14 protein-coding genes are annotated in these 14,475 nt (G+C 69.8%); 1 reads left to right on the top strand and 13 read right to left on the bottom strand.

Translation table 11 applies throughout. The annotated features are described in order from the left end of the window. From E3T23_RS05450 to E3T23_RS05400, 11 genes are all read right to left on the bottom strand, one after another. A partial coding sequence (locus E3T23_RS05450; RefSeq protein WP_134369376.1) for an ANTAR domain-containing protein occupies window positions 1–186 on the bottom strand: 186 nt, incomplete at its 3' end. A 144-nt stretch (window positions 187–330) separates the two neighbouring features. Beyond that, complete coding sequence (locus E3T23_RS05445) at window positions 331–1,392, bottom strand: DsbA family protein (RefSeq protein WP_134369375.1); 1,062 nt, start codon at window positions 1,390–1,392, stop codon at window positions 331–333. Further along, a complete protein-coding gene (locus tag E3T23_RS05440) occupies window positions 1,393–2,622 on the bottom strand; it encodes an aminotransferase class V-fold PLP-dependent enzyme (RefSeq protein WP_134369374.1) in 1,230 nt (409 codons plus the stop codon). Window positions 2,623–2,735: 113 nt separating this feature from the next. Beyond that, window positions 2,736–4,259, bottom strand: a complete 1,524-nt coding sequence (locus tag E3T23_RS05435) for a multicopper oxidase family protein (RefSeq protein ID WP_134369373.1) — start codon at window positions 4,257–4,259, stop codon at window positions 2,736–2,738. Then, window positions 4,256–4,552, bottom strand: coding sequence for an SHOCT domain-containing protein (locus E3T23_RS05430; protein WP_134369372.1), 297 nt, complete (start codon window positions 4,550–4,552; stop codon window positions 4,256–4,258). Before E3T23_RS05430 ends, E3T23_RS05435 begins: the two co-directional genes overlap by 4 nt. Before the next feature lie 84 nt (window positions 4,553–4,636). Next, a complete protein-coding gene (locus E3T23_RS05425) occupies window positions 4,637–5,596 on the bottom strand; it encodes a F510_1955 family glycosylhydrolase (RefSeq protein ID WP_134369371.1) in 960 nt (319 codons plus the stop codon). Between the two features lie 2 nt (window positions 5,597–5,598). Then, window positions 5,599–6,240, bottom strand: a complete 642-nt coding sequence (locus tag E3T23_RS05420) for a DUF305 domain-containing protein (protein WP_134369370.1) — start codon at window positions 6,238–6,240, stop codon at window positions 5,599–5,601. 97 nt (window positions 6,241–6,337) lie between these two features. Further along, window positions 6,338–6,856 (bottom strand): hypothetical protein, encoded by a 519-nt coding sequence (locus E3T23_RS05415; RefSeq protein ID WP_134369369.1) that lies wholly within the window; start codon window positions 6,854–6,856, stop codon window positions 6,338–6,340. A 138-nt stretch (window positions 6,857–6,994) separates the two neighbouring features. Further along, on the bottom strand, window positions 6,995–7,270 hold the full coding sequence (locus tag E3T23_RS05410) for a hypothetical protein (RefSeq protein ID WP_134369368.1): 276 nt from the start codon (window positions 7,268–7,270) through the stop codon (window positions 6,995–6,997). 196 nt (window positions 7,271–7,466) lie between these two features. Further along, on the bottom strand, window positions 7,467–8,057 hold the full coding sequence (locus E3T23_RS05405; RefSeq protein ID WP_134369367.1) for a gluconokinase: 591 nt from the start codon (window positions 8,055–8,057) through the stop codon (window positions 7,467–7,469). A 1-nt stretch (window position 8,058) separates the two neighbouring features. Next, complete coding sequence (locus E3T23_RS05400; RefSeq protein ID WP_134369366.1) at window positions 8,059–9,450, bottom strand: GntP family permease; 1,392 nt, start codon at window positions 9,448–9,450, stop codon at window positions 8,059–8,061. A gap of 215 nt (window positions 9,451–9,665) precedes the next feature. Here E3T23_RS05400 and E3T23_RS05395 point away from each other — a divergent pair, with 215 nt between their 5' ends. Next, the gene (locus E3T23_RS05395) at window positions 9,666–10,361 is read left to right on the top strand and encodes a FadR/GntR family transcriptional regulator (protein ID WP_166806211.1); all 696 of its coding nucleotides are present in this window, start codon (window positions 9,666–9,668) and stop codon (window positions 10,359–10,361) included. A 17-nt stretch (window positions 10,362–10,378) separates the two neighbouring features. Here the strand turns inward: E3T23_RS05395 and E3T23_RS05390 are convergent, their stop codons facing one another. Beyond that, the gene (locus E3T23_RS05390; RefSeq protein ID WP_134369364.1) at window positions 10,379–11,665 is read right to left on the bottom strand and encodes an ATP-binding protein; all 1,287 of its coding nucleotides are present in this window, start codon (window positions 11,663–11,665) and stop codon (window positions 10,379–10,381) included. Between the two features lie 96 nt (window positions 11,666–11,761). Beyond that, the gene (locus E3T23_RS05385; protein ID WP_166806210.1) at window positions 11,762–14,356 is read right to left on the bottom strand and encodes an excinuclease ABC subunit UvrA; all 2,595 of its coding nucleotides are present in this window, start codon (window positions 14,354–14,356) and stop codon (window positions 11,762–11,764) included. Window positions 14,357–14,475: the final 119 nt, after the last annotated feature.

The following is a 14,475-nucleotide window of genomic DNA, read 5'->3' as shown; positions in this document are numbered from 1 at the left end:
GGTGGTCAGCGTGCGGTTGTGGTCGCGCGCATATGTCCGCAAAGCCGCGAATGCTTCGTCCATGGACAGCTCAGCGCCTTCCGATACAACGCCCTCGGCTTGCTCGATCAGAGTTCGGGAAGCGTTTCGCACCAAGTCGGCCTGTCGAGGCTTCTCAACGCCGTCGAATCTGCTGAGAGCGACCATCCCGATGACGATGACGATGACGATGGCGCTGAAGAGCCGGAGCGAGCACGGTATCCGCGATTTCCGAGACCAGGCGACTCTGATCCGTGAATGCCGACATGGCCATTTCTCCCAAAATCCTCAGCAGGCTTTGGGAGACGCACCCTAGTCCAGGTCGCCCACCGAGACCAGACCGTCGTGACGTCGGCCGTCGAAGATGATCGACGGGATCTTCACGGTGTGAATGCGCTCCTCGACCAGCTGCGTGTTGGTGGCGATGATGTCGGCGACCTCATCGGAAGCGGCGACGGATGCCACGGAGGCGACCTGCTCCGGGCTGAGCCCGAACTCGGCTGACCAGTCCTGCAGCAGCGCGGTGGCGGAAGCCGGCTCGGCGCCGTTGATCACGCTCTGCCAGGACACCCCCTTGTCGTTGTCTTCCGTGTAGATCCGGCGGAGGATCTCCCAGTCGACCGGCGTCTCAGCGCCCTCGAGGGGGTTCAGCCGAAGCGCCTCGAGGTACTGGGTGACGAGCAGTGAGTTCTCGAACTTGTAGCCGTCGGCGGACGCGATCGGGTAGGCGATGTAGGTGAGGTTCATCCGGTCGTCGAACCCGGCCTCTTCGATGTTGTTGAACAACTGCAGGCAGTACGTGCAGCCGGGGTCGATGACCTCGAGCGCGGTTTCCTTCTTCGCGTCGTAGGCGGCCAGGTAACTGGCGTTGGCGGGCAGGTATTCCTCGGCGTCCCAGTTCTGCATGCGGGACGGGATCGCGGAGAACGTCTCGCCGAGGCTGGCGAAGTCGTTGCCGAACGCCCCGATCACATCGCCGGACAGCAGCGATTCACCGAAGGTGGGGGTCTGGTCGGGGATCGAGCAGGCCTCGGCGCCCAGGCTGCACGACGCGGAATCCTGCTTGTTGCAGGTGCCGTAGACGTAGAGGTTCACGCCGCTCTTGACGACGACGTAGGCACTCCAGACGGTGGTGAGCACCACGAGCAGCGCGACCACCTCGAGGGCGACGGATGCCGGCCCGACCAGCCCCGGACGGCGCACCGCCAGCGGCGCGAGCAGGTGGTCCTTGATGTCCTGCTTGAAGGTGGTGTCGCAGGGGCGGAACGTGACGCGGCGGAGGGTGCAGTTCCAGGCCTTGCCGAGGTACCGGCGATAGCGGGCCGACACGGCCGCCATGAAGACGAGAACGATGAATGCGGCAATACAGAACACTTAGGAGAGGCCTTTCATGAGGCGCGCGAGGGCCTGTGCGGCCTGATCGATATCGGCCGTGGTCGAGTGCAGCCCGAGCGAGAAGCGCAGCAACGGCGGCAGCCCGAGCTGTTCTTTCAGATAGTGGTGGGCGCAGAAGTAGCCGCTGCGCACCATGATCTGGGACTGGGAGAGGAACACGGCGAGCCGGTGCGAATCCTGCTTCGGCGCGTAAAGGCTGATCACCGGGCTGGCCTCGCTGTTGACCAGGGTGAGCCCGGGGATGTCACTGAGGCCCTCGAAGAGGCGCTGCGAGAGGCCCTGGATGTGCTCGGCCGCGGGCCGGCCGTCGGGGCGCACTGTGCCGACCCACTCGATCGCGCGGCGCAGGGCGATGATCTCGCCCCAGGCCTGCAGTCCGGGTTCCAGCAGGGCACCCGGGTCGTTGGTGAGCAGGTCGAAGGAGTCTTCGCGGACATCCGCCACCATGCCGCCGCCCACGAAGGTGAGCTCGAGGGAACCGAGCAGGTCGTGGGCGGCCACGACCACCCCGAGGCTGGCGCCGTACATCTTGTGGGCGGAAAAGCAGAGCGCGTCGGCCTCGGTCTTTGCCAGCAGGGTGCGTTCGTGCGCCATGGCCTGGGCTGCGTCGAGGATGACGATGCCGCCGCGGGCGTGGGTGTCGCGCACCAGGTCGGTGAGGTTGGTGAGCAGGCGGCCGTCGATGTTCGAGGCCACGTTGACGACCACGACCGCACGTTCGAGCTGGGCCGGCTGGTAGACCAGGGCGCCGTCGGGGGCGCGGTCGAGCACCAGGCGGGGTACACCCAGTCTGGTGGCCGCCGTCATGGTGGGCAGGAAGACCGAGTTGTGCTCGATGTGGCTGGTGACCACCCGGCCGAACCGGCCCTGCGGCAGCTGCTGCAGCAGCAGGTTGAGGCCGAAGGTGGTGTTGAGAGTGAAGGAGACCGCGTGGCTGCGGCCGGAGAGGCCGAGCAGGTCGAGCACGGCCGTGCGGGCGTCCTGCACCTCCCGGTCGACGCGGGTGCCCCAGGCGTACTTCACGCGACCGCCGCAGGCGTTGTACTCCGTGTAGTACTCGGTCAGGGCGTCGAGGACCGGCTGCGGCCGGAGGCTCTGACAGGCGGAGTCGAGGTAGACCGCTCCGGGTTGGAGGTAAGCGAAATCAGCGAGGCGGCCGGTTTCGACCGCAACCGGCGCAGAGCGCCGGAACAAACCAGTGTGCTTCATGTCCTTCAATTCTTTCCCGATCATTCTAGGTGAGCAGCCTGTAGGCACCGGGGCGGCGGTGACGCAGCCGGGAGCGCGGCGGTGGTGGTGGTGGTGGATTCGGCAGCGGCGGCTCAGCCGGCGCCGGGTGCGGGGCCACCCCGGGCCTCGATCACGCCCATCATGCCGAAATCCTCGTGGTCGAGGATGTGGCAGTGGTAGACCGTGCGGCCCGGGAAATCGTCGAATGCGATGCGCACCCGTACTGTTCCGCCGGCCGGCACATTGACCACATCCCGCCATTGGACGGTCTGGGCGGCGCGACCGTTGTCCTCGATCAGCTGCATCGGCCATACGTGCAGATGCACCGGATGGTCCATCGGGCTCGAGTTCGACAGCAGCCATTCCTCGACGCTGCCGGTCTGCACGGTCGTGTCCACCCGGTCGCCGTCGAACGAGTCGCCGTTGATGGTGAAGCTCATTCCGCCGCCGCCGCCCATGCCCATGCCCATGGCGAAGGCCAGCTCGCGACGGGCCGTGACCGCGACACCGCGCAGGTCGCGCGGGGCCGGCTGGCGGGGAACGGCGGATGCCGCGGCCACCGGTTCGCCGGCCACGGTTACGGTGGCGAGGTCGACCGTCGCAGTCGACGAGGGGGAGCCGCCCATCATGCCGCCCATGCCCATGCTTCCCCGGTCGTAGGGCAGGGCGCGGAGAGTGGCCGGGGGGCCGGGGGTGCCGGTGGCCGCGGTGACCAGCAGGTCGGCGCGGTTGCCGGGCGCGAGCAGCACCTCCTCCACGTCGCGGGGCGTTTCGAATCGGGCGGCGTCGAGGCCGAGCAGCTGCATCCCGTGGCCGTCGAGGCTCAGCCGCAGGTAACGGGAGACGCAGGCGTTGACGATCTGCCAGCGCTCGCGTTCGCCCGGACGGATGCCGATGCCGGGCTTCAGCTGGCCGTTCACCAGGACGAGACGGCCCTCGCGGCCGCGCATCCGTTCGGCCGGGCTGGCCGAGGCAACCCCGCCGGCCCCGCCCGGGGTGATGTCGGAGATCACCAGCACGCGCTCGCGGGCCACCGGGAGAGGGGCGGAGTCGTCGATGACGATGGCGCCGTACAGGCCGCCGAAGATCTGGTCGGCGACCTGCCCGTGGTGATGTGGGTGGTACCAGAACAGGCCGGCCGGGTGGTCCCGCGGCAGACGGTAGTCGTAGTCGAACGCGTCACCGGGCTCGATCATGACGAACGGGTTGTCGCTGTTTCCCTCGGGGGAGACGTGCAGGCCGTGCACGTGCAGGTTGGTGGGCTCGGCGAGGCCGTTCCGGAGGCGCACCCGCAGCCGGTCTCCGGGCCGCAGGCGCAGGGTCGGGCCGGGCAGCCCCTCGTTGTAGGCGAGAACCGTCAGGGTGCGGCCGCCGATCTCGGCTGGGCCGGGAGCGGCCTCCAGTTGCACCTCGAGCAGTCCGTCGACGCTCCGCAGCTCGGGCGGCTGGCGCAGCGGGTCGCCGTCGGCGTATCCGGAGAGCGGCGGCTGGGTTTCGTCAGGGCTCACGGACGGGTCGGCCTGGCGGCTCCAGAGTAGCCCGGCCCCGCCGACGACGGTGCCGGCCACGCCGAGGCCGCCGAGAGTGAGTGCGGCCCGGCGGCTGAGCGGTTTCACACCGGGTCCTCGCCGAGAGCCCGGACCTGCTCGAGGTACTGCTCCTGGGTCAGCTCGCCGGTCGCGAAGCGCTCGTCGAGGATTTGGCGGGCGCGGCTGCGCCCGGGTGTTCCGAGGCCCGTGGTGCCGGTGCCCGGGGTTCCGGGCCCGCCGGGCGGCGGTCCCGTTTCGCGCCGGTCGTTGGTTCCGGCCGACAGGCGCACGGCCAGCACGATGAGTGTGATCACACTGATGAGGGTGATCAGGCCGAAGAGCACGGTCCAGCCCAGACTCCCGTTATAACCCCACATCATGATGGGTCTCCTTCCCTGGCAGACGACGTTCCCGTCACTGCGAGTATGTCCCCGAGGTCGAGTTCGAGCATCCGTCGCACCGGGCTAGGCGGGGGCCGCGACGAGCGCGGTCCAGGTGAGGCCGAAGTCGTCAGTGGCGACGACACCGCGACGGTCGGCGGCGAGGAGCCAGGGTGCGCCGCCGCCGACGAAGCCGAAGGCTTCCGGGCTGCCCTGGGTCTGGCCTCCCCGGGTCCAGGTTCCGTCGCCGGCCGCCTGGTGCCAGAGCACGCCGTCCGGGTCGACGCCGACGACTCCGCCGCCGGCCGCGGCATCCTGAACGTCGATCAGGTACAGCATCGGAGCGCCGGGGACCGGCGCGAACGTGCGTCCGGCGTCGTCGCTCCGGGCGAGGCCGTCTTGTGTGGTCGCGAAGACCTGATCGGGGTTCGCCGGGTCGGCGGCGAGGTCGCGCAACGCCAGCGCGGCCCCGGACGACCAGGTGCCGCCGTCGTCGTCGCTGATGCTGACCGTGCCGGAGGCGGCGTCGTAGCCGTAGACGCGCAGGGCTCCCGAGGGCAGGGTCACCGCATCGAGGTCGTGGAAGTCGATCTCGCCGGCGAGGGAGACGTCCGTCCAGGTGGCCGCCGCATCCGTGCTGCTGATCAGTCCAACATTCGGTGCCGACAACGTGGACGGGTCGGACCCCGGATGTCCGGAGGCCAGAAGCAGGCCCGGCGCGGCCACCGTGAACCCCATGGCGTCGAAGGCCGGCCCGTCGCTCGGGGCGGGCCGGGTGAGCGTGGCATCCGGCGCGCCGGCCAGGTAGCTGTCGGGGAGCAGGCCGGTCGGGATCTGCCACACACCCTGGTGCGTGCCGGCGTAGGTCTCGCCGGTGGACGGGTCGGCGCCGAGGCCGTGGACGTGTTCGAAGGCGGCCGTGGTGGTGGACTCGCCGGTTGCCGGGGCAGCCGGAGTGGGCGCGCAGCCGGCCAGCGCGGCCGTGAGGCCGACGGTGATCACGGCGGCGCCGCCGAGGCGGAGGGTTCTCCTGGAAGTCGTCATCGTCAGTACTCGGTGAGGAGGTCGGTCATGACGGCGATTTCGGCGGACTGCGAGGCGACGATGGCGGACGAGAGCGCCTGCGCGTCGGCGTTGCCGCCCTCGTCGATGTGCGTCTGCGCCATGGCGATCGCGCCCTCGTGGTGTGCGATCATCAGCTCGAGGAATACCCGGTCGGCGTCGGCGCCCGAGGCGTTGTCGAGCGTCATCATGTCGGCCTCGCTCATCATGCCGTCGGTGCCGTGGTTCATGTCGGACATGCCGCCCGTGTCGGCGCCCCACTCGCCCAGCCAGTCCGTCAGCTGGGTGATCTCGGGCTCTTGTGCGGCCTTGATCTCGGTCGCCAGGGCCACGACGCGCGGGTCGATGCCGCGCTTGGCGAGCAGGTCGTCGCTCATCTGGACGGCCTGTTCGTGGTGGGGGATCATCATCTGGGCGAAGTCGACATCCGCGGCGTTGGCGGCGGATGCGGTGGCGGTGGCGGTGGAGCCGCCGCTTTCGGCGGCGGCCGGGGCGTCGGCGGCGGGGGACGTGCTGCCGCAGGCGCTGAGGGTGAGGGCAGCGGTGAGCGCGGCGCCGGCGATCAGCGAGGTGCGGAGGGTGCGGATGGGGCTGGGGGTGCGGAGGGTGCGGATGGGGCTGAGCATTGGTGTTCCATTCGTCGACAAAAAGGGGTGGGAAACCAGGGGCCGGGGTGCGGCCGGGCCGCGCAACCCGGTGGGGTGCGCTGGCGAGGGTTTCGGCCTAAATGCGGCTGATGGAGAGCAGGGTGAGGCTGGGCCGGTGCAGGTGCAGCGGAATTTCCCGGAAGGAGTCGACGATGAAGCCGCCGGCGTCGAGCAGGCGGCGGCAGGCCGAGGGGCGCCGGGACAGCAGAATCAGGCCGCCCAGGACCAATAGCAGGGAACAAATCATCGAGAGCGCGGCCGGGCCGGTCATCGCGTTGGTGTCGGCACTGCTGATGGCGCCGACGGATGCTGCGGTGTGCGCGGTCGCGGAATGTGCGCCGGCCGTCATCGCGGTTGCCGTCACTGCCGCGGTCATGGCTACGGTCGCCACCCCGGCCGCCGTCGTTGCCGCCGTCGTTGCCGGCCCGGCGGACAGGCTGTGGCCCGGTCCGTGGCCCAGGCCGTGCCCGGTGCCGGCCGAGTGCACGGCGAGCAGGCAGAGCAGCATGGCGCCCAGCGTGAGCGCCGCCAGGACGGCGGAGTGGAAGACCCGGCGGTCACCACGGAGCGAGATCGCATCGCGCGTGTGCGTCATGCCGGCTCCGTCCGAACTGTGGTCTGGGCATCCGTCGGGCTGGTCGCTGGTCCTGGATACCCCCTTAGGGTATACCAGGGCGGATCGACGAACGCTGGGAGCGGCCGGCCCCCGGACGCGCCGCCCGCCGGCTCGAGCTCACCCCCAGTCGAGGGCGAGCACCCACGACCCGTCGGTGTCGCGCCGCAGGTCGTAACGGTGTTGTTCCTCGTCGCCGCGGGAGGCGTCGAGGCGCCAGAGTTCGGTGTCGATGCGGGACGGAACTCCGCCGGCGTGCTCCCACCAGCGGGTGCGGGTGAAGATCGCCTGGGGCTGGCCGATGACGGTGTGTTCGAACCGGTTCCAGATGAACGCGCGCGGGTCGCCGTCGACGGACAGCTCCACGTCGACGACTGCGTCAATGATCTGAGGCATGCGTGGCTCCCTTGTTTTTCTCGAACACCTATTCGATTCTGCGAGTGTAGTTCATGCCGCCGACACGCGCCAGACCCGATCAGGAATTCGCCCAGGGAGTTGCCCCGCCGGCGGTCGGGCAGCCGGGTGGGCAGCAGAAAGCCCCCAGGGCCTCGGTGGAAACCGATGGTCGTGGGGGCTGCTGCCGGTCGTCCGCCTACGTCGCCGCCTGGGGGAGGGGGCGGGGCACCGAGGACTTGCCCGGTTCCGGCGCACCCAGGCTCGACGACCCGGGGCGGGGTGTCAGGCCGAGTCGCCGCACGATTTCGGCGGCCTCCTCGGCCGGAGCGCGGCCCGCGTCGATCGAGATCGCGCGCTCGTCGGCGCCGGGCACCTCGAGTGTGGCCACCTGCGACTCGAGCAGGGAGGTCGGCATGTAATGGTCGTGGCGGGTCGCCAGCCGGCGCCCGATCAGGTCCGTCGACCCGGTCAGATGCACGAAGATCACGTTGTGTTCGCGCAGCACGTCGCGGTAGCGGCGCTTGAGCGCCGAGCAGGTGATGATGCCCGGCACCCCCGCCATGGTGTGTTCGATGATCCACGACGAGACCGTGTCGAGCCAGGGCGCGCGATCCTCGTCGTTCAGAGGGCGGCCGGAGGACATTTTGTCGATATTCTCCTGCGGATGCAGGTCGTCGCCCTCCTGGAGGTCCCACCCGAGCTGGCCGGCGAGGAGCCCCGCCACGGTGGACTTGCCGGACCCGGAGATGCCCATGATCACGAGCACGGGCTGCTGATTCTCGAACATGTCAGATCACGATATTCAGGAGGAGGACGCCCGCGAGGCCGACGACGGAGATGAGGCATTCCATCACGGTCCAGGTCTTCAGGTTCTGCCCGACGGTGGTGCCGAGGTACTCCTTGACGAGCCAGAACCCGGCGTCGTTGACGTGGGAGAGGAACAGGGAACCGGCGCCGATGGCGAGAACCATCAGTGAGACATCCGTGCCGCCCAGGCTGGCCGCGACGGGGGCGAGGATGCCGGCGGCCGTCACGGTGGCGACGGTGGCCGACCCGGTGGCGACGCGGATCAGGGCGGCTACGAACCAGGCGAGCACGAGCACCGAGATGCTGCTGCCGGCCACGGCGTCGGCGATGACGGTGCCGATGCCGGTGTCGATGAGAACCTGCTTGAACCCGCCACCCGCGCCCACGATGAGCAGGATGCCCGCGATCGGGGGGAGGGAGTCGGAGAGCGACTGGGCGACCGCGGACCGGTCCATGCCGCCGCCGCGACCGAAAACGATCATCGCGTAGATCACGGCGATGCCGAGGGCGATCATCGGGGTGCCGAGGAAGTCGAGCGTGGCGTTGAGCGGTGCGGTGGAGCCCGGGTTGATCGCATCGGCGATCGACCGGGCGAGCATCAGCACGACGGGGAGCAGGATGCCCGAGATGGTGATCAGGAAGCTCGGGCGCTTGGCGTTCTCGCCCAGGCCCTGTTCCTCGGTGGTGAGGAACAGCTGCGGAACGGGCACGGAGACCCACTTGCTCGCGAACTTGCTGAAGATCGGGCCGGCGATGATGACGGTCGGGATGGCGATGAGGACGCCGATCGCGAGGGTGAGCCCGAGGTTCGCGTCGAGCGTGGTCACGGCCACGAGGGGACCGGGGTGCGGCGGCACCAGGCCGTGCATGACGGACAGTCCGGCCAGGGCTGGAATGGCGATGCGGATGAGCGAGAGCCCACTGCGGCGGGCGACCAGGATGATCACGGGGATGAGCAGCACCAGCCCGACCTCGAAGAACATCGGCAGGCCGATCAGCCCGCCGATCAGGGCCATCGTCCACGGGAGGGTGCGGGCGCTCGAGCGGGTGACCAGCGAATCGACGATGCGGTCGGCTCCGCCGGAGTCGGCCAGCAGCTTGCCGAACATGGCGCCGAACCCGACCAGGATGCCGACGCCGGCCATGGTGGCGCCGAAGCCGGTGCTGAAGCTCGTGACGGCGTCCGCCGGAGCGAGGCCGGCTCCGACGCCGACGCCCACGGCGCCGATCGAGAGAGCGAGGAACGGGTGCACCTTGAGCCAGGTGATGAGCAGGATGATCACGGCGACGCCGACGAGTGCGGCGATGATGAGCTGCAGATCGGTGCCGGCCGGTTCGATCGGAACCACCGGGACCGCGAGGGGAAGAATCATCTGAATGTCCATTCCGAGGCGGCTTCTCTGCGACCTCATCGTCTAATAATCTGATTAATCAGATAATTGAGTGTGGCATACGAATCGCAACTCCCCGACCAACGCCGCTACGATCACGGTTGGGGACGACGCGCGGCCGGGCCGTGCAGGGAGAAGCAGAGATGAACCGTGGGGCGGGCGCAGGAGTGTGGCGTGAGCGAGGTCTTCATGCCCGGGTGTTGAACTCCCTGGGCCAGCAGATCGTCGACGGCGGATACCCGACCGGGGACATCCTGAATCTTGATCTGATCAGTGCGGAATTCGCGGTCTCCCGCTCCGTGCTGCGCGAGGCGCTGCGGGTGCTGCAGTCGCTGGGCCTGGTCGAGCCGCGGCAGCGGGTGGGCACCCAGGTGCTGCCCCGCGCATCCTGGGACCTGATGCACCCGCAGATCATCTACTGGCGCGGACGCGGCACCGACTATCTGACCCAGATGCGCGAGATGCTCGAACTGCGGCTCGGAATAGAGCCCGTGGCCGCCCGGCTGAGCGCGCGCCTGATGACCGCGGAGCAGCTGGACGCGGTGCGGGCGGCAGCCGAGGACATGGTTGCGGCCGATCTCGCCGGCGACGGCCGCCGGTTCCTCGAGGCCGACGTCGAGTTCCACTCCCTGATCCTGCTCGGCTCCGGCAACAGCGTGATGGGGCACTTCGCCGGCACGGTCGCGGCGCTCTTGCGCACGCGCGAGGAGGAGCAGCGCTTCACCATCACCGAGTACACGCCGCCGTCGGCCCACCGGCACAACCAGCTGGCCGAGGCCCTGTATGCGCGCGACGAGGATGCCGCGTACCGCTGGTCGTATGCCACGATCGAGGCCACCCTGGCCGAGTTCATCCAGGAATCGGACAACGCCGAGCTGGGACTCGGGGCCTGACGCTCGTCACCGGTTGATCAGAGTCGGGCGAGCCGTTCGATGTCCTCCAGGAATTCGCTGGCGACCTGGGCGGACACGGTGGTGCGGGTCGACCGGATCGCGGCCAGGTAGTCCTCGGTGCCCGGGCCTCCGGGTGTCGACTCGTCCGCGCCCTCGAACAGGGCGCGTTCCAGCGCCTGCTGGGAGGCGCGCCGGGCGGCGTACTCGATGTCCGCCGGTGAGAACCCGTCGCTCGCTGCGACCAGGGCGCTCGGGTCGACCGTGATTTTCATGCCCTCCGGGATGTAGCGCTCCCAGATGGCCTGGCGAGCGGCGACATCCGGAAGCCCGATCGGGATGACGTAGTCGAAGCGCCCGTGCCGGAGGAAGGCGGAATCGAGGGCGCGGATGAAGTTCGTGGCGCAGACCAGGAGCCGGCCGGGCTGCTCGCGGAAGGCCGGGATGATCTTGAGCAGCTCGTTGGTGACGCCCTGCAGGGGCGAGGGCGGTTCGCCGCCGCGCTGCGCCGCGATCTCCTCGACCTCGTCGATGAAGACGACCGCGTGCTCCAGCTCGGAGATCTTGAGGAAGGTCTCCCGGAGCGCGCCGGCGAGGCCCTTGGGGTCGGCCGCGAGCCGCGACGGGAAGACCTCGACGAAGGGCCATTCCAGGCGCGACGCGATGGCCTTGGCGAAGGTGGTCTTGCCGGTGCCGGGAGGTCCGAAGAGCACGACCGCCTTCGGCGGCACGACGCCGTACTGTTCGGCCATGTCCGGTTTGGCCAGCGGCAGGACGAGCCGGCGTTCCAGCAGCTCCTTCTCGGTGCGCATGCCGCCGACGCCCTCCCAGAGGTCCCGCGGCAGGATGCGTCCGCCCAGTTCGCTGAGTGACCGCAGCTCCTCGCGCTGCACCGGGATGTGGCGCTCGAAGTAGCGCAGGTGCTGCTTGACCTCGAAGCCGCGCTTCACGAAGGCGTCGACGCGGGTGGCTGACTCGGGCATCAGCGCGCTCAGCTTGGTCAGCCCGTGCCGGGACATCTTCTTCTCGAGGGCGGCCAGCAGGGCCGTGCCGATTCCGCGGCCCTGGAAGCGCTGGGCAGTGGCCAGGAAGACGACCCAGCCCTGGGCGTGGGCGGCCCGGCCCACGGCGGCCCCGACGACCTCGTCGCCGTGGAGGGCGATCACGGCGTCGTCCTTCTGGCAGGAGGCCAGCACCTCGGACAAACCGTAGACGGGCTCCGTCTTGGCGGCCGTCATCTCTTCCCAGAGGCGGAGAATGCCGTCCAGGTCATCCGAGTGAAAGTCGCGGATTCGCCAACCAGTCATGAGTGCTCCTTTGCGCCGACACGTACGCTTCCCAATCTATGGCACGCGCCGAACCGTGAGTTTCGCCCCTGTTTCGTCGGCGTTGAGGGGCGTTGCTCACAGCTCGGCGGAGTGGTGGCGGTCGGCGAGGCGGCGGGCGAGGTACGGGGCGGTGCGGCTGTGCGGATGCCGCGCGACGGCATCCGGGGTTCCGGTCGCCACGATCTGCCCGCCCGCATCGCCGCCGGCCGGACCGAGGTCGATCACCCAGTCCGCGGCGGCCACCACATCGAGGTTGTGCTCGACGACGATCACCGTGTTGCCGGCGTCGACGAGGCGGCCCAGCTGGGCCAGGAGCAGGCGGACATCCGCGGGGTGCAGCCCGGTGGTCGGCTCGTCGAGCAGATACATCGTGTGGCCGCGGCGGGCGCGCTGCAGCTCGGTGGCGAGCTTGATCCGCTGCGCCTCGCCGCCGGAGAGCTCCGTGGCCGGCTGGCCGAGACGAAGGTAGCCGAGCCCGACCTCCCGGAGGGTGGCGAGGCTGCGGGCGGCGGCCGGCACGTCGGCGAGGAAGCCGGCGGCCTCCTCGACGCTCAGACCGAGCACGTCGGCGATGGATTTGCCGTGGTACAGCACCTGGAGGGTCTCGGGGTTGTAGCGGGAGCCCTGGCAGGCCGGGCAGGGCGTGTAGCTGCCGGGCAGGAAGAGCAGCCCGACGCTCACCGACCCCTCACCGAGACAGGTCTCGCAGCGACCGCCGGGCACGTTGAAGGAGAACCGCCCGGCACCGTAACCGTGGCTCCGGGCCGACTCGGTGGCGGCGAAGGTCCCGCGCACGGCGTCGAAGAGCCCGGTGTAGGTGGCCAGGTTGGAGCGCGGAGTGCGGCCGATGGGCTTCTGGTCCACGCGAACGAGCCGGTTCACGGCCTCCAGCCCGGAGATCCGGTCGACGCGCGCCCGCGGCTCGGTGCCGCTCGCGTCGGCGTCGGCGTCGGTGTCGGTGTCGGCGTCGGGATCAGGGGCGACGGATGCGTCCGCGTCCGGATGCAGCGCGAGCCGCACGGCATCCGCCAGCACCTGGCTGACCAGGGTGGACTTGCCCGAACCGGACACCCCGGTCACCGCGGTCAGCACACCGAGCGGGAAACTCGCATCGACGCCGCGCAGATTGTGGCGGGTGACCCCGTGCAGGCCCAGCCAGTGCGCGGGGGTGCGCAGCGCGGCAGGCCCCGGCGCCGACCCGGCGGGCCCCGCCTCCGACGCGGCGGGGAACAGGTACTGCCGGGTGACCGACTCCGGCACGGCGGCCAGGCCGTCGATCGGCCCGCTGTAGAGCACGGCACCGCCGCCGGCCCCGGCCAGCGGGCCCACATCGACGACCCAGTCGGCCCGGCGCACGATGTCCATATTGTGCTCGACGACAAACACCGAGTTGCCGGAGGCCTTCAGTTGCTCCAGCACGAGAAGCAGCGGTTCGGCGTCGGCCGGGTGCAGCCCGGCCGAGGGTTCGTCGAGAACGTAGATCACGCCGAACAGGCCCGAGCGCAGCTGGGTGGCGATGCGCAGGCGCTGCATTTCGCCGGGGGAGAGGGTGGGCGTCGCCCGCCCGAGGCTCAGATAGCCGAGACCCAGTTCGAGGAGCACCTCGATGCGGGCGAGCAGGTCCCGGGTGAGGGTGCCGGCGGCCTCCGTGGCCTCGGCGGCGTGCGGCGGGACGCTCGACCGCAGGAGCTCGGCGAGCCCGGTCAGCGGCAGCAGGTTGAGCTGGGCGATCGACCGACCGGCCACCGTGACCGCGAGGGCAGCGGGCGTGAGGCCGCTGCCCTCGCAGAGCGGGCACGGGCCGGTTTCGACGAAGCGCAGCGCGCGCTCCCGCTGACTCTGGCTCTTCGAGTCGGCCAGAGTGTGCAGCACGTAGCTCTTCGCGCTCCAGAACCGGCCCTGGTAGGGCTTGGCGATGCGGTCGCGCTGCGGGGTGATCTCCACCACGGGCTGCTCGTCCGTGAAGAGGATCCAGTCGCGCGCAGCGCGCGGCAGGTCGCGCCAGGCGGTGTCCACGTCGTAGCCGAGGGTGATCAGGATGTCCCGCAGGTTCTTGCCCTGCCAGGCTCCCGGCCAGGCCGCGATGGCCCCGTCACGGATGCTCAGGGTCAGGTCCGGCACGAGAGTTGCCTCGGTCACGGTGTGCGCCGTGCCGAGGCCGTGGCACTGCGGGCAGGCGCCGGCCACGGTGTTGGGGGAGAAGGAGTCGGATTCGAGGCGCGGGGCATCCGTCGGGTACATGCCGGCCCGGGAATACAGCATTCGCAGGGAGTTGGACAGGGTGGTCAGCGTGCCGACGCTCGACCGGGAGCTGGGTGCACCCCGGCGCTGTTGCAGGGCGACCGCCGGCGGCAGCCCGGTGATCTCGTCGACGTGCGGTGTGTGGCCCTGCTGGATTAGCCGGCGCGCGTAGGGCGCGACCGACTCCAGGAACCGGCGCTGGGCTTCCGCGAAGATTGTCCCGAACGCGAGTGAGGACTTGCCGGAGCCGGAGACCCCGGTGAAAGCGACGATGGCATCGCGGGGCACGTCGACGTCGACGTTGCGGAGGTTGTTCTCCCGAGCCCCGCGCACCTGCACGAAACCCGCGAAGGCTGTGGTCCCCGGTGCGTTCCGGGTCGGGGCGGCGGTGTCGGCGGCAGGGTCGGCGGCAGCAAGAGGCAGGTGCATCCGACCGACTTTAGCCGGAACGTCTGAACAGATGGTGGCCGCGAAGGCGACACGGTATGATAGTGGAATTGCGATCCCGTCCACTGATGGTGGTGGGTCGGTACTCATCTCGATGCTCA

Origin of the sequence: Cryobacterium cheniae, assembly GCF_004403395.1 — a bacterium.
Taxonomy (GTDB): Bacteria; Actinomycetota; Actinomycetes; order Actinomycetales; family Microbacteriaceae; genus Cryobacterium; species Cryobacterium cheniae.
Note: the sequence above shows the minus strand (reverse complement) of the source record. Positions and strands in the feature narration are given on the sequence as shown.

Bases quoted from the DNA above. Each gene is read 5' to 3' on its own strand.
- E3T23_RS05410 (WP_134369368.1), bottom strand. From the start codon at position 7,270: ATGCCTCAGATCATTGACGCAGTCGTCGACGTGGAGCTGTCCGTCGAC.
- E3T23_RS05425 (WP_134369371.1), bottom strand. From the start codon at position 5,596: ATGACGACTTCCAGGAGAACCCTCCGCCTCGGCGGCGCCGCCGTGATC.
- E3T23_RS05440 (WP_134369374.1), bottom strand. From the start codon at position 2,622: ATGAAGCACACTGGTTTGTTCCGGCGCTCTGCGCCGGTTGCGGTCGAA.
- E3T23_RS05400 (WP_134369366.1), bottom strand. From the start codon at position 9,450: ATGATTCTTCCCCTCGCGGTCCCGGTGGTTCCGATCGAACCGGCCGGC.
- E3T23_RS05430 (WP_134369372.1), bottom strand. From the start codon at position 4,552: ATGATGTGGGGTTATAACGGGAGTCTGGGCTGGACCGTGCTCTTCGGC.
- E3T23_RS05390 (WP_134369364.1), bottom strand. From the start codon at position 11,665: ATGACTGGTTGGCGAATCCGCGACTTTCACTCGGATGACCTGGACGGC.
- E3T23_RS05405 (WP_134369367.1), bottom strand. From the start codon at position 8,057: ATGTTCGAGAATCAGCAGCCCGTGCTCGTGATCATGGGCATCTCCGGG.
- E3T23_RS05420 (WP_134369370.1), bottom strand. From the start codon at position 6,240: ATGCTCAGCCCCATCCGCACCCTCCGCACCCCCAGCCCCATCCGCACC.
- E3T23_RS05415 (WP_134369369.1), bottom strand. From the start codon at position 6,856: ATGACGCACACGCGCGATGCGATCTCGCTCCGTGGTGACCGCCGGGTC.
- E3T23_RS05385 (WP_166806210.1), bottom strand. From the start codon at position 14,356: ATGCACCTGCCTCTTGCTGCCGCCGACCCTGCCGCCGACACCGCCGCC.